Origin of the sequence: Sodalis sp. RH19, assembly GCF_047324215.1 — a bacterium.
Lineage (GTDB): Bacteria > Pseudomonadota > Gammaproteobacteria > Enterobacterales > Enterobacteriaceae > Acerihabitans.
In genome coordinates, this window is the sequence record NZ_CP178734.1 from 2,373,433 (window position 1) to 2,388,963 (window position 15,531).

At 60.6% G+C, this 15,531-nt stretch carries 12 protein-coding genes; 11 read left to right on the top strand and 1 reads right to left on the bottom strand.

The window, feature by feature from the left end:
* The first annotated feature begins 40 nt into the window (after nt 1-40).
* The 10 genes from ACL2XF_RS10730 to ACL2XF_RS10775 all read left to right on the top strand — a co-directional run bounded on the left by ACL2XF_RS10730 (nt 41) and on the right by ACL2XF_RS10775 (nt 11,775).
* Nucleotides 41-925, top strand: a complete 885-nt coding sequence (locus ACL2XF_RS10730) for a LysR substrate-binding domain-containing protein (RefSeq protein WP_410015506.1) — start codon at nt 41-43, stop codon at nt 923-925.
* A 243-nt stretch (nt 926-1,168) separates the two neighbouring features.
* Nucleotides 1,169-2,344 carry an LLM class flavin-dependent oxidoreductase gene (locus ACL2XF_RS10735; protein WP_413728565.1) on the top strand — a complete coding sequence of 392 codons (1,176 nt, stop codon included), beginning with the start codon at nt 1,169-1,171 and terminating at the stop codon, nt 2,342-2,344.
* 15 nt (nt 2,345-2,359) lie between these two features.
* Nucleotides 2,360-3,346, top strand: a complete 987-nt coding sequence (locus tag ACL2XF_RS10740; RefSeq protein ID WP_413728566.1) for an ABC transporter permease — start codon at nt 2,360-2,362, stop codon at nt 3,344-3,346.
* Nucleotides 3,343-4,191 (top strand): ABC transporter permease, encoded by an 849-nt coding sequence (locus ACL2XF_RS10745; RefSeq protein WP_410015509.1) that lies wholly within the window; start codon nt 3,343-3,345, stop codon nt 4,189-4,191. Before ACL2XF_RS10740 ends, ACL2XF_RS10745 begins: the two co-directional genes overlap by 4 nt.
* Entirely contained in the window at nt 4,191-5,003 is an 813-nt protein-coding gene (locus tag ACL2XF_RS10750) for an ATP-binding cassette domain-containing protein (RefSeq protein ID WP_410015510.1), read from the top strand. The genes ACL2XF_RS10745 and ACL2XF_RS10750 overlap by 1 nt, the downstream gene beginning before the upstream one ends.
* Nucleotides 5,000-6,007, top strand: a complete 1,008-nt coding sequence (locus ACL2XF_RS10755) for an oligopeptide/dipeptide ABC transporter ATP-binding protein (RefSeq protein WP_410015511.1) — start codon at nt 5,000-5,002, stop codon at nt 6,005-6,007. Before ACL2XF_RS10750 ends, ACL2XF_RS10755 begins: the two co-directional genes overlap by 4 nt.
* A complete protein-coding gene (locus tag ACL2XF_RS10760) occupies nt 6,004-7,272 on the top strand; it encodes an acyl-CoA dehydrogenase family protein (RefSeq protein ID WP_413722567.1) in 1,269 nt (422 codons plus the stop codon). Before ACL2XF_RS10755 ends, ACL2XF_RS10760 begins: the two co-directional genes overlap by 4 nt.
* A 19-nt stretch (nt 7,273-7,291) precedes the next feature.
* A complete protein-coding gene (locus tag ACL2XF_RS10765) occupies nt 7,292-8,941 on the top strand; it encodes an ABC transporter substrate-binding protein (protein ID WP_413728567.1) in 1,650 nt (549 codons plus the stop codon).
* Between the two features lies 1 nt (nt 8,942).
* Entirely contained in the window at nt 8,943-10,145 is a 1,203-nt protein-coding gene (locus ACL2XF_RS10770) for an acyl-CoA dehydrogenase family protein (RefSeq protein WP_413722566.1), read from the top strand.
* Between the two features lie 46 nt (nt 10,146-10,191).
* A complete protein-coding gene (locus tag ACL2XF_RS10775; protein ID WP_413728568.1) occupies nt 10,192-11,775 on the top strand; it encodes a rhodanese-like domain-containing protein in 1,584 nt (527 codons plus the stop codon).
* A gap of 87 nt (nt 11,776-11,862) precedes the next feature.
* On the opposite strand, the gene ACL2XF_RS10780 is transcribed toward ACL2XF_RS10775, so the two are convergent.
* The gene (locus ACL2XF_RS10780; RefSeq protein ID WP_413728569.1) at nt 11,863-12,957 is read right to left on the bottom strand and encodes a hypothetical protein; all 1,095 of its coding nucleotides are present in this window, start codon (nt 12,955-12,957) and stop codon (nt 11,863-11,865) included.
* A gap of 325 nt (nt 12,958-13,282) precedes the next feature.
* Between ACL2XF_RS10780 and fhuE the strand changes: the two genes are divergently transcribed.
* Nucleotides 13,283-15,499 (top strand): ferric-rhodotorulic acid/ferric-coprogen receptor FhuE, encoded by a 2,217-nt coding sequence (gene fhuE, locus ACL2XF_RS10785; RefSeq protein ID WP_413728570.1) that lies wholly within the window; start codon nt 13,283-13,285, stop codon nt 15,497-15,499.
* The last annotated feature ends 32 nt before the right edge of the window (nt 15,500-15,531 follow it).

Sequence of the window (15,531 nt, forward strand, 5' to 3'; positions counted from 1 at the left end):
GCGGATTGCAACCCGCGAAAAACAATGGCCGATCCTGAACATGACGAATACTGAAAATCTGGATATTGAATTGTTACGAACCTTTGTCGCGGTGGCCGATTTACAAACCTTTTCCCGGGCGGGTACCCAGGTCGGCCGTACCCAGGGGGCCGTCACCCAGCAAATGCAGCGGCTGGAAACGCTGGTGGGCACCACCTTGTTTCAAAAAGAAGGGCGCAATAAGCAGCTCACCCAGCAGGGCCGGCAATTATTAAGCTACGCCCGGGATCTGTTGATCCTCAACGATGACGCCTTCCGATCGCTGAAAGACAGCCGTTTTTCCGGCGTGCTGCGCATCGGCTCCCCGCACGATGTATCGGAAACGCTGCTGCCCCCGCTGTTAAGCCATATTGCCCGCTGGGCGCCGAAGCTGAGTTTGCAACTGGACGTCGGGCGCAGTCCGTTTTTAATGGAAGCGCTGCACCGGGGCGAAATCGACATGACCATTTCCACCCGGCTGGACCCGGCGCTGGACGGGATTTTGCTGCGCACCTCCCCCACCGTCTGGGTGTGCGCCGCCCAGTATGTGCATGTGCCGCAGGAGCCGCTGCCGCTGGTGCTGGCGGATTATCCCAGCATTTTTCGCCGGGTGGCGGTGGAGGCGCTGGATGCGGCCCAGGTGCGCTGGCACCAGGCTTACACCACCTCCAATTTGCTGGGCATCAAGGCGGCAATCAAAGCGCGGCTGGGCATCACCGCGCGCAGCATCGAGATGCTGGACGGCGATATGCGCGTACTCGGCGAAGGGGATGGTTTGCCGCGCTTGCCGGACACGCAGTTTTATCTGTGGTGCCGGCCGGGCAGCGGTAATACCCTGGTGCGGCAAGCATTCGACGTGCTGGCCAACAGCCTGTCGGGGCAAAAACGGCTGCATGCCAACCGTTAAAGGAATGGTTAAGGGAAATAAATTTATCTATTAGCATTCCGGATGTATATCCGTCATGATCGCTCAAAAGGATTTTATTTTTATCTATTAAAAACAGAATGTTATTAAGTCCTCTCTGCATTGCTGGCCCTTTAAGCGGTAAAAACGCATAAATATATCCGTTATTCGCATTTTCCGCTTTTCCCGGCCGCCTCTAGTATTGCTTCACCTTAAAAAAGGCCCATGTTGGCCGTGTGGAGCGGTATGAACAGACACTTATCCGGCGCAGAACGTGCAACCCGCGCCAGGACACCCGCGGAGATCCCGGGCAGTCCGCTTTATGAAGTGCTTAAACAGCCTTTCCTGCTGGGGTTATTTCTACCCATCCAAAGCGGCGGCTGGAGCCCGTCGACGCTGCCCCGCACCACCGACTGGCACTTTGAATACAACAAAGCCCTGACCCTGAAAGCCGAAGCGCTAGGGCTGGATCTGGTGTTCGGCCTGGCGGAGTGGAATCAAAAAGGCGGCTATGGCGGCGAGATCGGCTACCGGGCCAACAGCCTGGACCCGTTTATCACCACCGCGGCCCTGGGGGCGGTAACCAGCCGCATCCTGCTGATATCCACCCTGCATATCCTTTATGGGCCATGGCATCCCCTGCATCTGGCGCGCTTTGGCGCCACCCTTGACAGTATTACCGGCGGCCGCTGGGGACTGAATATGGTGACCGGCAACCAGGACAGCTATGCCAGAATGTTCGGCAGTCCGCAGATTGAACATGATACCCGCTACCGCATGGCGGAAGAATTTATCGACTTCCTCAAAGCTTACTGGAGCAGCGAGGACAATATCACCCTTACCGGGGAATTCTGGTCCACCGAACAGGCGTATATTTCACCGCAGCCCAAATACGGACGGCCGCTGCTGGTTAACGCCACCGGCTCGGCGGCGGGCATAGAATATGCGGCGCGCCATTCCGATCTGGTGTTTATCACCAGCCCGGCGGGAGCGGAGATCGAAGCCTCCCTGGCCGCGCTGCCCGCCCATACCGCCAAAATCCGGGCCGCCGCCGCCGCCCGCAACCGCACCCTGCGCACGTTAATCAACCCTATGGTGATTTGCCGGCCGACGGAGCGGGAAGCCTGGGAGTACCACGACGCCATTGTCGCCGCACAGGACCACGTGGCGGTGGACAACTTTTTCGCCTCATTGAAAAAGCGCGACAGCCAGGCCTTCCTCGGCCACCAGCGCGATCAAAAAGCCGTCGGCGGCAATATCCAACTGGTGGGCGACCCCGCGCAAATCGCCCGTTATCTCCAGCGCCTGAAAGCCGCCGGGTGCGATGGCGCGCAGCTGACGTTTTATGATTTCGAACCTGACCTGGCGTATTTCGGCGAGGCGGTACTCCCCCTGCTTAAAGACGCGGGTTTACGGCGCTGAACCGGCTGGGTAACCATGATGACAGTATTATATTTCATAGCTCGGCGGATACTGCAGGCCGTTCCCATCGCCCTGATGGTGGTGGTGCTCAATTTTTTCCTGCTAAAAAGCGTACCGGGCGATCTGGCGGATGTTATCGCCGGCGAGGCCGGCGCGGCGACGCCCGAGTTTATGGCCCAGTTGCGCGCGCAGTTCGGCAGCGATCAGCCCCTGGCCGTGCAGTTCGTTTCATATTTAAAACACATCGCGCAGTTTGATTTAGGCTGGTCGTTCCGCTATAGCGCGTCGGTCAGCCAGTTGATCCTGGAACGACTGCCCGCCACGCTGCTGCTAATGGGAGTATCGCTGGTGCTGGCGGTGATCCTGGGCATGATACTGGGGGTGATATCGGCGGTCACCAAACGCCCGTATGTTGAACGACTGATCGCGCTGTTGGAGACCCTAGGGTTTTCCATGCCGGTATTCTGGCTGGGCCTGATGATTGTCGTACTGTTCACCGTGCACCTGGGCTGGCTGCCGTCCAGCGGCATGAGCGAAATGGGGGCCGATCACCGCGGCTTCGCCCGCGTTACCGATACCGTAAAACATTTGGCGATGCCTGCCGGCTGCCTGACCTTCAGCTATCTGGCGCTGTATATCCGGCTGATGCAGGAATCCGTACTTACCGTGGCGCTGCAGGATTTCATCCGCACAGCCAAGGCGAAAGGCTGTAGCCGCCGGCGCTTGATTTGGCGGCATATCGTGCCCAATGCCCTGCTGCCCATCGTCACGCTGACCGGCCTGCAATTCGGCGCCATGCTCAGCGGCTCGGTGACCATTGAAACCGTGTTTGCCTGGCCTGGCCTTGGTCAGCTGGCGCTGTCCGCCGTCACGACTCGGGATGTCAATTTGCTGCTGGGCATTTTGTTCGTCACCTCCCTGTTTGTGGTGATGGTGAATGTGCTCACCGAGGTGGTGCACGCCGCGCTGGACCCCCGCACCGGATTGGCGGGTAGCCGATGACTGAATTGTTGAGCGCCCTGCCCGGCGCATTACGCAAACGGCCCCGCGCCTGGCTGGGGGGATTGAGCCTGTTGCTGGTGGTCGCTATCGCGGTGTTCGCCCCGCTGCTGGCCGGGGACGATCCGCAGGCCATGGTGGCGCGCCCTTATCTGTTCCCCGGTCAGGATATCGCCCATGTTTTGGGCACCGATACCCTGGGGCGGGATATCTGGGCCGGCATCGCCTACGGCGCACGGCTATCGCTGCGGATCGGTTTAACCACCGGCTTGCTCACCGCGCTGGTCGGGTTGTTGATCGGCGCGGTCGCCGGCTATTTCGGCGGCTGGGTTGACAATCAGCTTATGCGGCTCACTGAACTGTTTCAAATTATGCCGTCGCTGATTTTTACCCTGGTGCTGGTGATTATCCTGGGCCCGACCGTCAATACCCTGACGCTGGGCATCGCCGCCACGTCCTGGCCGAACGTGGCGCGCCTGGCCCGGGGGGAAGCCCGTCGCCTGCGCAACAGCGACTTTATTCAAGCCGCCCACGTGATGGGGATGAGCGATTATCGCATCTTGATTGTCCATATCCTGCCCAACGCCCTGATGCCGGTGGTGGCCATGCTGGCGATGCTGGTGGGCCACGCAATCCTAACCGAAGCCGCGTTATCGTTCCTGGGACTTGGCGATCCGAACGTCGTGTCCTGGGGCAGCATGATCGGCCAGGGGCGGGATGTCCTGCGAAGCGCCTGGTATATGAGCGCCATCCCCGGCGTGGCGATTTTCTTTACCGTGGCATCGCTGAGCCTGCTGGGCGGCGCCATTAATGACTGGATTAATCCGCAGCGCGGGAGATTGCCATAATGACGTTAACCACACCCCTGCTGCAGGTGGAAGGCCTGCGGGTGACTTATCGCGCCCCTGGCAGCGAACCCGCCGCCCCCGCGGTCAAGGATCTGAGCTTTGAACTGGCCGCGGGCGAAACGCTGGCGCTGGTCGGCGAATCCGGCAGCGGCAAAACCACCACCGGCTATGCCCTGCTTGGCCTGTTGCCCGCGGCGGCGGCCGTCGAAGCCCGGCGCCTGGGTTTTGAAGGCACCGATTTGCTGCGGGCGGACGAACGCCGGTTGCAGCAGATCCGCGGCGGACGGATCGGCATGATTTTTCAGGATGCGCTTTCCGCCCTTAACCCGCTGATGAGCGTGGGCGATCAAATTTCCGAAGCGGTGCGGATACACCAGCGCGTCAACCGGCGCGCCGCCCGCCAGCAGGCGCTGGCACTGCTGCAAAAAGTGCGTATTCCCCAGGCAGAAAGCCGGCTGGACGATTATCCGCACCGCCTTTCCGGCGGCATGCGCCAGCGCGTGGTGATCGCCATGGCGCTGGCCGGCAATCCCTCGTTGCTTATCGCCGACGAACCCACCACGGCGCTGGACGTCACCATCCAGGCGCAAATCGTCAGTTTGCTGCTGACGCTGCAACGGGAACTGGGGATGGCTATTTTGCTCATTACCCACGACCTGGGGGTGGTGGCGGAAATGGCCGACCGGGTGGCGGTGCTGCGCTACGGCGAATGCCTGGAGCTCCAGAGCGCGTCCGCGCTGTACCGCGCGCCACGTCACCCCTATACCCGGCAATTGCTGGCGGCCCGGCCGCCGGTGGGAGGCCGGCCATGAATCCTGTTTTGCTCGATGTCCGGGATCTCAATGTGCGCCATCATACCGCCAGCGGCACCCTGATCGCCGTCGATGCCGCCAGTTTTCATATCGGCTACGGCGAAACGCTGGCGCTGATCGGCGAATCCGGCTGCGGTAAAACGTCGCTGGGCAAAACCCTGGTGGGCCTGCAGAAGGCCGACAGCGGGAAAATCCTGTTCCACGAGGTTAATCTGGCCCCGCTGTCGCGGCGCAAATTACGTCCCTGGCGCCAGGCGATCCAGATGGTGTTCCAAGATCCGCTGTCGGCGCTCGATCCGCGCCAGCGCGCGTATAAAGCCGTCGATTTGCCCCTGCGGCTGCACACCAGGCTCGACCGCGCCGGCCGGCAGGCCCGCATTCGCGAATTATTCGATCAAGTGGGGCTGGAGACCGCATTATTACAGCGATTTCCCCATCAGTTATCCGGGGGCCAGCGCCAGCGGTTAAATATCGCCCGCGCGCTGGCCCCCGCGCCGGAGCTGATTGTCTGCGATGAGCCGGTTTCGGCACTGGATGTCAGCCTGCAGGCGCAAATCGTCGCGCTGCTCGGTTCCCTGCAACAGCGCACCGGCGTGTCGTTTTTATTTATCAGCCATGACCTGTCGGTGGTGGCGCATATCGCCGGGCGGATCGCGGTGATGTATCTTGGCCAGATCGTCGAGATCCTGCCCAAAGATCGCCTGTGGACCCGGGCGGCGCATCCGTACACCCGCCTGCTGCTCAATTCCATCCCCGGCGCCAGCCCGGATACGCGACGGCTGCAGGCCATCCCGCCGGAAGATAGGGAGCCGCCCAGCCCGTACGCCCTGCCGCCGGGCTGCCGTTTCCAGCAACGTTGCCCGCTGGTGCAGCCGGTTTGCCGTGCGCTCGCCCCGCAGCTGCTTCCCCTTGATAAGACGCAGTCGGTGGCCTGCCATTTGCACAATCCGGCGATTATCCCTCCGGAGCCCGCCCATATCATTATCAGGAGTAGCCTATCGTGAACCCCCTTCATCATGCCCCGGACAGCGTGCCGGGATCGCCTGCGACCCCCGCCGGCCAGGATGGTCCGCCCACCGTCGACGCCCTGCTGGCCGCAGCGGATCGCCTGGCCGCGCAACTGGCCGAAACATCAGCCGGACGCGACGCCAACCGCGAACTGCCGGTGGCGGTTTTCGCGCAAATCCGCCGGCTGCGCCTGGGGGCATTGCGCGTCCCCGTCGCCTACGGCGGCGCCGGCGGCACCTGGCATGACGTGGCGCGCCTGTTTCTCCGTCTGGCCGCCGGCGACGCCAATATCGCCCAGGCCTTTCTTTCCCATTTCGTGGCGGTGGAACGCATACGACTGATGGGCAGCGAAGCGCAGCGGCAGGCATATCTGCCGCAGGCCGCGGCGGGCTTACTGTTCGGCGCGGCGACAGCGGAACGCGGCGGGCAGTACCGCGGCGAATTGGCCACGCGCCTGACCCGGCACGGCGAGCAGTACCGGCTCAACGGCACCAAGCAGTATTGTACCGGCGCATGGTATGCCGACCTGCTGAAAATCCGCTGTATTGACGGGGACGGCGCCATGATCTCGGCGCTGGTGCCGGCGGATCGCCCGGGCATCGTGCGTTTGGACGACTGGGACGGCATGGGGCAGCGCTGCACCGCCAGCGGCACGACCGAGCTGCGGGATGTGGCGGTCTTCGCCGGGGAAATCCTACCGATGGAGGCCTGGAAAACCCAGCGCCATCACGGCGGGGCCAGCGCCCAGATCATTCATTGCGCCATCGACGCAGGCATCGCGCTGGCGGCGCTGGACGATGCGGTTGCCTGGGCGCGCCGGGGGGTCAGGCCGGTGAAAGAGAGCGGCGTGCAGCAGGCCGCCGACGACCCGTATATCCTGCATGCGCTGGGACGCATGTCGGCCCGCGCCCGCGCCGCCGAAGCGATAGTGCTCAGCGCCGCCGATCTGCTGGAAACCGCCGCCGCGCTCCGCTTCGGCGCCGCGGGCGAATCCTCTTTGGCCGCCTGCGAAGCGGCTGCCGGCCATGCCTCGCTGGCGGTGGCCGAGGCCAAGATATGGTCGACCACCGTGTCGCTGGAAGTGGCGCAAATGCTGTTTGACATCGGCGGCGCCTCCACGACCTTGCGCACGCACAATTTCGATCGCCATTGGCGTAACGCCCGCACCCATACCACGCACGATCCCATTGCCTACAAATACCGCGCGCTGGGAGATTTCTACGTTAACGGCACCTTGCCGCCGCTGACTTTTTCTTATTAATCATCCGGGATGAAAACCTATGACAACCGATCCACGCAAGTTTAGCCGCCGTCAGGTTTTGGAGCTGATGGCGATTGGCGCAGGCACCATGGCGGCCTCGGGATTCCTGCCGTCGGCGCTGGCGGCCCAGGTGTCCGCCGCCGCCTCCGGGGAGGGCATCATCAAAGGGGGAACGCTGTTTGCCAACGTAAACCCCGAGCCCGCCGGCCTGGTGGCGGGCATTAATATTTCCAGCCCGGCGGTCGTGGTCTCGTCCAGCATTTTCGACGGGCTGGTAAGCTATGACAATAACTACCGGCCCCAGCCGCAGTTGGCCGAATCCTGGGAACAATCGGCCGATGGCAAAACCATCACCTTCAAGCTGCGCCAGGGCGTCAAATGGCACGACGGCCATCCCTTTACGTCCGCCGATGTGCACTATTCCATTCTGAACGTGGTGAAGAAAACCCATCCCCGCGGCGCCTCCAACTTCGCCAAAGTCACCGCCGTGGAAACGCCCGACGATTATACGGTAATTTTCCGGCTCAGCGGCCCCGCGCCGGTGCTCTGGTCGGTGCTGTTCGGCACAGAAACCCAGATTGTGCCCAAACATTTATATGAAGGCACCAATCCGCTGACCAACCCCTGGAACGCCAAGCCCATCGGTACCGGCGCCTTCAAATTCAAGGAATGGGTGCGCGGCAGTCATATCGTTTTGGAGCGCAACCCGGATTACTGGGATACCGGCAAACCCTATCTGGATCGCATTATCTTTAAAATGTTGCCGGACGCCGGCGCCAGGGGCGTAGCCTTGGAGAGCAATGAGATCCAATACGCGCCCAATAATCCAGTGGCCGAAAGCGACGTGGCGCGCCTGAGCCAAAACCCGGCGCTGCAATTGGATACCCGCGGCTGGGAAGTCCCCGCGCCGATTTTCTTTTTCGATTTTAATTTCAGGCGCAAAACCTTCCAGGATATCCGCGTCCGGCAGGCCTTCGCCCACGCCATCAACAGGCAGGGGCTGGCGGAGATTGTCTGGTATGGCCTGGCCAACGTCGCGGAAAGCTGCGTGCCGAGCTTCCAGAAACAATTCTTCAAGCCCGGCTTGCCGCAGTATGAATTCGATCCGAAAAAAGCCGAGCAATTGCTGGATGCGGCCGGGCTGAAACGCGGCGCCGACGGGGTGCGGCTGCGGATTAACCATATTACCGAAGTCTCTTACGGGCAGGTCTACCTGCGCGCCGCGGAATATATGCAGCAGCAGCTCAAACATATCGGCGTCGAAATGGAGTTGGTCAATCTGGAGCTGGCGGCCATGATCCGCCGGGTCTTCGGGGAATATGATTTCGATACGTTTTCCCAATGGTATTCCGCCTATCCAGACCCGCAAATCGGGGTCACCCGCCGTTTCTGGACCAAGAATATCAAACCCGGCACCCCGTCGAGCAACAGCTCCGGTTACTCCAATCCGGAAATGGATCGCATCATTGAAGGCATCCAGGAGGAAGGGGATGTGGCCAAACGCAAACAGTATATCGATCAGATGCAGGAATTGGTGCAAACCGATGCCGCGTCGATCAATTTGCTGGAGCTGAAATTCTTCGGGTTTTATTCCAAAAAACTCCAGGGCCTGCGCAAAGGGCCCATGCTGTTCTATTCAAGCCTGGCCGACGCCTGGCTGGAGGAATAACATGCCGACGACGTCCCTGACACCCCCATTATTAATGGCCCGGGCCCGCGAACTGGGCCAGGAGCTGGCCTGCCAGGCGGCGGAGCATGACCGCCTGGCCAAGGCCAATATGCCCGCGTTCGAGCATATCCGCCGGCTGCGCCTTGGCGCGATGCGCGTTCCCCGCCGCTATGGCGGGGCCAACGGCGAGATCGGCGATGTGGTGGCGCTGATGATTGCGCTGGCCAAAGGCGACCCGTCGGTGGCGCAATCCCTGCTGCCGCATTTTGTGTTTGTCGAGCGCACGCTGTTGATGGGTACGCCGGCGCAAATCACTGCTTATCTTGACCAGGTAGCGCAGGGGAAACTGGTGGGCGGCGCATCGGCGGAATTGGGCGGCGCGTTCCGCGGCGAGGTGCGCACGCTGCTAAGCCGGCACGGTGATGCGTATCGCCTCAATGGCCTGAAACATTACAGCACCGGCGCGCTGATGGGCGACCTGCTGAAAGTGCTGGCGGTGGATGAACAGGGCGAGACGGTGCTGGCAGTGGTGCCGGCGGATCGCCCCGGCATTATCCGCCACGATGACTGGCAGGGCATGGGCCAGCGCGGCACCCTGAGCGGCCGCACCGAACTAAATGACGTGCTGGTGGATGAAGCGGAAGTCATGCGGGCGCAGCGTTGGCAAACCGAACGGCATCACACCGGCGCCGCTTCGCAAATCCTCCATTGCGCCATCGAAGTGGGCATCGCCATGGCGGCGCTGGATGATGCGGCCGCCTGGGCGCGCGGCGGCGTGCGGCCGGTGAAGGAAAGCGGCGTCAGCCGCGGCCGGGACGATCCTTATCTGCTGCATTATGTCGGGCAAATCGCCGCTCAAACCCACGGAGCGCATGCATTGGTGCTGGCGGCGGCGGCGCAAATCGAGCTGGCCGCCCGGGCGCGTTTCGCCGGCGCCGGCGCGCAAGAGATAGAGCGGCTGGCCGTGGAAGCCTCCATCGCCACCGCCGAGGCGAAAGTTATCGCCACCGAGGCCGCCCTGTTCGCCGGCCAGACCTTATTCGACGTGGGCGGCGCGTCCACCACGCTGCGTAAGCATGATTTCGACCGGCACTGGCGCAATGCCCGCACCCATACCACCCACGATCCCGTGGCCTATAAATACCGGGCGATCGGCGATTATCGGCTGAACCACCGGGCGCCCCCCATCGGTTATGGCTATTGATGCCGTTATGGTGGGATAACCCGTTTCCAGACAATTCAGAGACCCTATGATTACCACTATAACTGCCAGCACCCTTGAACAATGGCTGGACGACAGCGGCGAACTGGCGCTGTTTGATGTGCGCGAACATGGACAATTCGGCGAAGGGCATCTGTTTTTCGCCGCATCATTGCCTTACAGCCGGCTGGAACCCGAGGCGGCGAAGCTGGCGCCCAACCCGTCGGTAAGAGTGGTGGTGTACGATGCGGGCGAAGGCGTGGCGCAGCGGGCCGCCCGCCGTTTGCGGCAACTGGGCTACAGCGCGGTGCATGTGCTGGCCGGCGGCGCCCAGGCCTGGGCCGCGGCGGGCTACACATTGTTCCAGGGGGTTAACCTGCCGTCCAAAACCTTTGGCGAATGGGTGGAAACACGGCGCGCCACCCCCCACCTGAGCGCCGACGAATTGGCGCGCCGGCAGGCCGCCGGCGACCCGTTGATCGTGCTCGACGGCCGCCCGTTTGAAGAATACCGGCAAATGAGCATTCCGGGCAGCATTTGCTGTCCGAACGGCGAACTGGGCGTCAGGGTCGACGCCCTGGTGGCGGATCGGGCCACCACCATTGTGATTAATTGCGCCGGGCGCACCCGCAGCATCATTGGAGCACAGACCCTGATCGATCTGGGGATCGCCAATCCGGTGTTGGCGCTGGAAAACGGCACCCAAGGCTGGATGCTGGCGGACCGGCAGCTGGAACATGGGCAGCAGCGGCGTTATCCCGACGCGCTGCACGCGGATAACGCCCGGGTCCGGGCCGCGGAACGCCTGGCGGCCCGGGCCGGCGTGGCGTGGATCGGCGCGCGCGATATCCGGCAATGGCGGCAAAAAAACCATACCGTCTTTTTGCTGGATGTGCGCACCGCCGAGGAATTTGCCAGCGGAAGTTTGCCCGGCGCCCGCCATGCGCCGGGCGGACAGTTGCAACAGGCCACCGATCAATACCTGGGGGTCCGAAACGCCAAAGTGGTGTTATTCGATAATGACGGCGTCCGGGCGCCGGTCACCGCGAGCTGGCTGCGCCAATTGGGGCATCAGGCCTTTGTGCTGAAAGGCGGACTGGCGCAAGGGCTGGCCGACGGGGTGTCCCTGCCCCGGCCGCAACCCGTCGGGGTCCCCGCCTGGCCAACGGTGAGCGCGCGCGAACTCGCCGGCGAGCTGGACCGGGGGCAGCCGGTGGAAATACTGGATCTGCGCGCCAGCCAGCACTACCGCAATGGCCATATCCCCGGCAGCCGCTGGTCGATCCGCCCGCTGCTGGATCGCTTGCCCGCCGCCGGGCCGGCAAAAATCGTCCTGCTGGCGGAGGATGCGGCCCTGGCCGCCTGGGCCGCCGCCGATATCCCCGCGCCATTGCAGGCCCGGGTGTATTTGCTGGCCGGGGGATTTGCGGCCTGGCGGGACGGCGGCCTGCCGGTGGCCGTCACCCCCGACGCGCCCGCTGACGCCGAACGCATTGATTATCTGTTTTTCACCCATGACCGCCACGCGGGCAATAAAGACGCCGCCAGGCAATACCTGGCCTGGGAACAGGGCTTATGGGATAGATTACACGCCCGGGAACGGGCGGTATTTAAACCCCTGCCCGGGGAATAATGCCCGGCCGGGTTAGATTTATTCACCGCGCCACTGTAGGGATCGAGGCGCAACACCAAGGAGGCCCTCAGGCCTCCTCTGGCGGATTTAATTCAGCGCAATACGCGCGACACTATCCGGCCCTTGGGTAGAATTATCTTTGTTAAACGCTTGTTTTAAAGAAACATACAGCGTTTCACCGTCTGCTGATACCAACAGGCTGTTCGGATGGGTGTCGAACGACCAGCTCTTTTTCAGCGCATAACTGGTGGCATCCAGTTGCAACACTTTCTTCGTCCCACGCTGACTGATGTAGATCTCATTGCGTTTGGCGTTGAATTTAATCCCCAACGCATCACCTTCAATACGTTTGATCACTTTGCCGGTGCGCTCATCAAGCACCAGCGTGGTTTTGGCTTTAGAGTCATCGGTGACGAACAGGCGACCGGTGGCCGGGTCTTCCGCCATATTGAGAAACAGATACTCTTGGCCATCATCCGGCCTCCAGCGCTGCTCAATTTTGTGGCTGCGCGGATTGATAACCACAATCTCACCCGCGCCATTGGCGGCATAAATGCGATCGGTCAGCGGCGAATAGATAATGCCGGTCACCCATTTCCCTGCGTTTTTGATGGTGGTTTTTACTTTGAAAGCGTGGGTGTCGATCACGGTAATGAAACCCGGATCAGCCACACGACCGACATACAACTCGTCGCCGTGCAGGAATATCTCACGTGCGCCTACCGCATCGCCGTCTTTATCTTTACCGCCACCCAGCATCAAGCGTTGCAGCACTTTGCCGCTCTGCGCATCCACTTTGGACAGGCTACCATCCAGTGAATTGGTGGTATAGAACAGGCTACCTTCGTCATCGATGGCCATGCCGAAGTTTTTCAGATCGGTATGGGTCTCGCCTTTGGTCGCCAGGGTAGCCGGGTCGAGGCGATACAGTATGCCGCCGTTCACGTCCTTAAAACTCTGCGCACTGGCAACATACAATGCGTTGGCGGCCGCGGAATACGCCAGTTCATACAGTCCATCACCTAATACACGCTGCTTAACTGTCTGATCAACCGGTGTTGCCGCAGCAGCAGCTACCGGACTTTCCGCTTTTTTGGCCGGCATCTGACAAGCAGTCAGACTTAAAGAGGCAACGACCGCAGCAGCAACCGCGGCTTTGCCCGGACTGAAAAACGATTTCATTCTGTACTCCATCAATGGATGAACGGTTTCCGGCGGGCTATCGCCGCACGGACAGGTCAAAGAATGAATGAGAATAATACACATTCGCGAAAACTAAGCAAATCCAATCGATCGCTGACCCGCAAAGCCGCGTCCATTTACATTTAGAAATGAAACTTATTAATAATTATTAAAGCAAATGATTATCATTGGTATTCTCAACTGGTGCGTATTTTTACTTTCCGGGCTTCGCAATGGCAATCCTCTCCCGCTATTACGGGGTCACCACCTAAAACAACAAAAGCAGTATGACAGCGGGTCACGCTTATTTCTGACGGGTAAGGTTATGTCTTTGAATCGCAAGGAAACTCGCGCTGAATCACGCGCGTCCGACATCCGTAAAACATTCACGATGTCGTTGCTGGCAATGGTGGTACATGCCCTGCTCAACCCAATGCCGGCGCAGGCAACCGAAACAGACAACACGACAACCACCGGCGATGACCAGCAGAAGCTGGTGGTGTACGCAAGCCCCGACAACAAGGTTGCAGAAGAGAAACAGGACTACCAGGTACCCACCACGCGCGCGGGGACCAAACTGCTGCTGACGCCACGCGATGTGCCGCAGTCCGTCAGCGTGATAACTCAGCAGCGCATGCAGGATCAGCAGCTGCAAACCGTTACCGATGTGCTGAATAACACTACAGGTATCACCAGCAACCTGGTTGACAGCGAACGTTCCGAGTATTTTTCCCGCGGCTTCAAAATCACCAACTTCACCTTTGACGGCATTCCCACTTCGGTTGGCGATGCGTGGAACTACGGCGACGCCGCTTCAGATACGGCGATTTATGACCGTATTGAAGTGGTACGCGGCGCCACCGGCCTGATAACCGGCGCAGGCAGCCCATCGGCGTCCGTTAACATGGTACGTAAGCATGCGGACAGCAAAGAGCCCACCGGCACGGTAAGCGCCAGCTATGGCAGTTGGAACAAACAACGCTATGTTGCCGATGTTGCCGGCCCGCTGAATGAAGATGGATCGGTACGAGGTCGTGTGGTGACAGGCTACCAGGATCAGGACAGCTGGCTGGACCGATACCAGAAAAACAAAAAATTTCTCTATGGTGTGGTGGATGCGGATATCACTGATCACACCACCCTATCGCTTGGCTACGACTATGAGGACGCCGACACCGCAAACCCCACCTGGGGCGGCCTGCCGATGTTTTACAGCAATGGTTCACTGACGCACTACAACCGCAGCCTGAACTCCTCCGCCGACTGGACGTCTTATCACACCAACGCGCGCAAAGCGTATGCCGACCTGGTACATAACTTTGATAACGGCTGGAACGTCCACGTTAATGGCACCCACGCCCAGAACACCTTTAGCGATAATCTGCTCTATGTCATGGATTATCCGGACCAGAGCACCGGCGAAGGTGTGACCGGTTACGGCAGCATGGACCGAGGCAAGCGTGAACTGACCTCCGTGGATGGCTATGCCAGCGGTCCGTTCAAGGCGTTTGGTCGCCGGCATCAGTTGATGGCCGGAATCAGCTACAGCCGCCAGCATAACGCCACCTACAGCCAGGACGGCATTACCGATCCCGACAATTACAACATCGCCGCCAGCGATATGGGCGCGTTTAACAATGGCTGGAATGGCAATATTGCCGAGCCGGAATGGCAGGGTTGGTATCTGAACGCGGATGATGTGATCCGCCAGAAATCAGCGTATACCGCCGCGCGCTTCTCTCTGGCGGACCCGCTGGCGCTGATTGTGGGTGCGCGTTATACCCAATGGAGCACCAACGGCAGCAGCGGCGATATGGAAAAAAACAACATCACGCCGTACGCGGGCCTGGTGTATGACATTAACGATACCTGGTCGGCCTACGCCAGCTATACCTCGATCTTCCAGCCGCAGACCTATCGCGACAGCGCCGGCCGCTATCTGTCGCCGGTTACCGGTAAAAGCTATGAAACCGGCCTGAAATCCGCCTGGTTGGATGGGCGCCTGACCGCCTCGGTCGCGGTGTTCCGTATCGAGCAGAACAGCGTCGGTACTGAACAGAATGGTGTTTATGTCAATAACAGCAGTGAGCAGGCCTACAAGGCAACCAAGGGAGCACGGAGCAAAGGGGCGGAATTTGAGCTGAACGGCGCGCTCACCGATAATCTGCAGTTGACGTTTGGCGCGACGCGTTATGTCGCGCGCGATAAAGAGGGCCGTTATAATCCGGACCAGCCGCAAACCGATTTCAAATTGTTTACGCGTTATCAAATGCCCAGGTTGCCGGACCTGGCCATTGGCGGCGGCATCAACTGGCAGAACCGCGTGTTTGAAGATGTGACCGGGCCGGATGGCAGCACCCGACGCGTTTACCAGAGCAGCTACCCGTTGGCTAACCTGTTTGCACGCTATCAGGTCACCAAACAGGTAGCTATACAGGCAAACGTTAATAATCTGTTTGACCGTACCTACTACACCTATATGAACAACTACGTTTACGGCGAGCCGCGTAATTTCTCGGTCAGCGCGTCTTATCAATTCTGATGCAGAACCACCGGGCCCTGGCTTAACAGGGC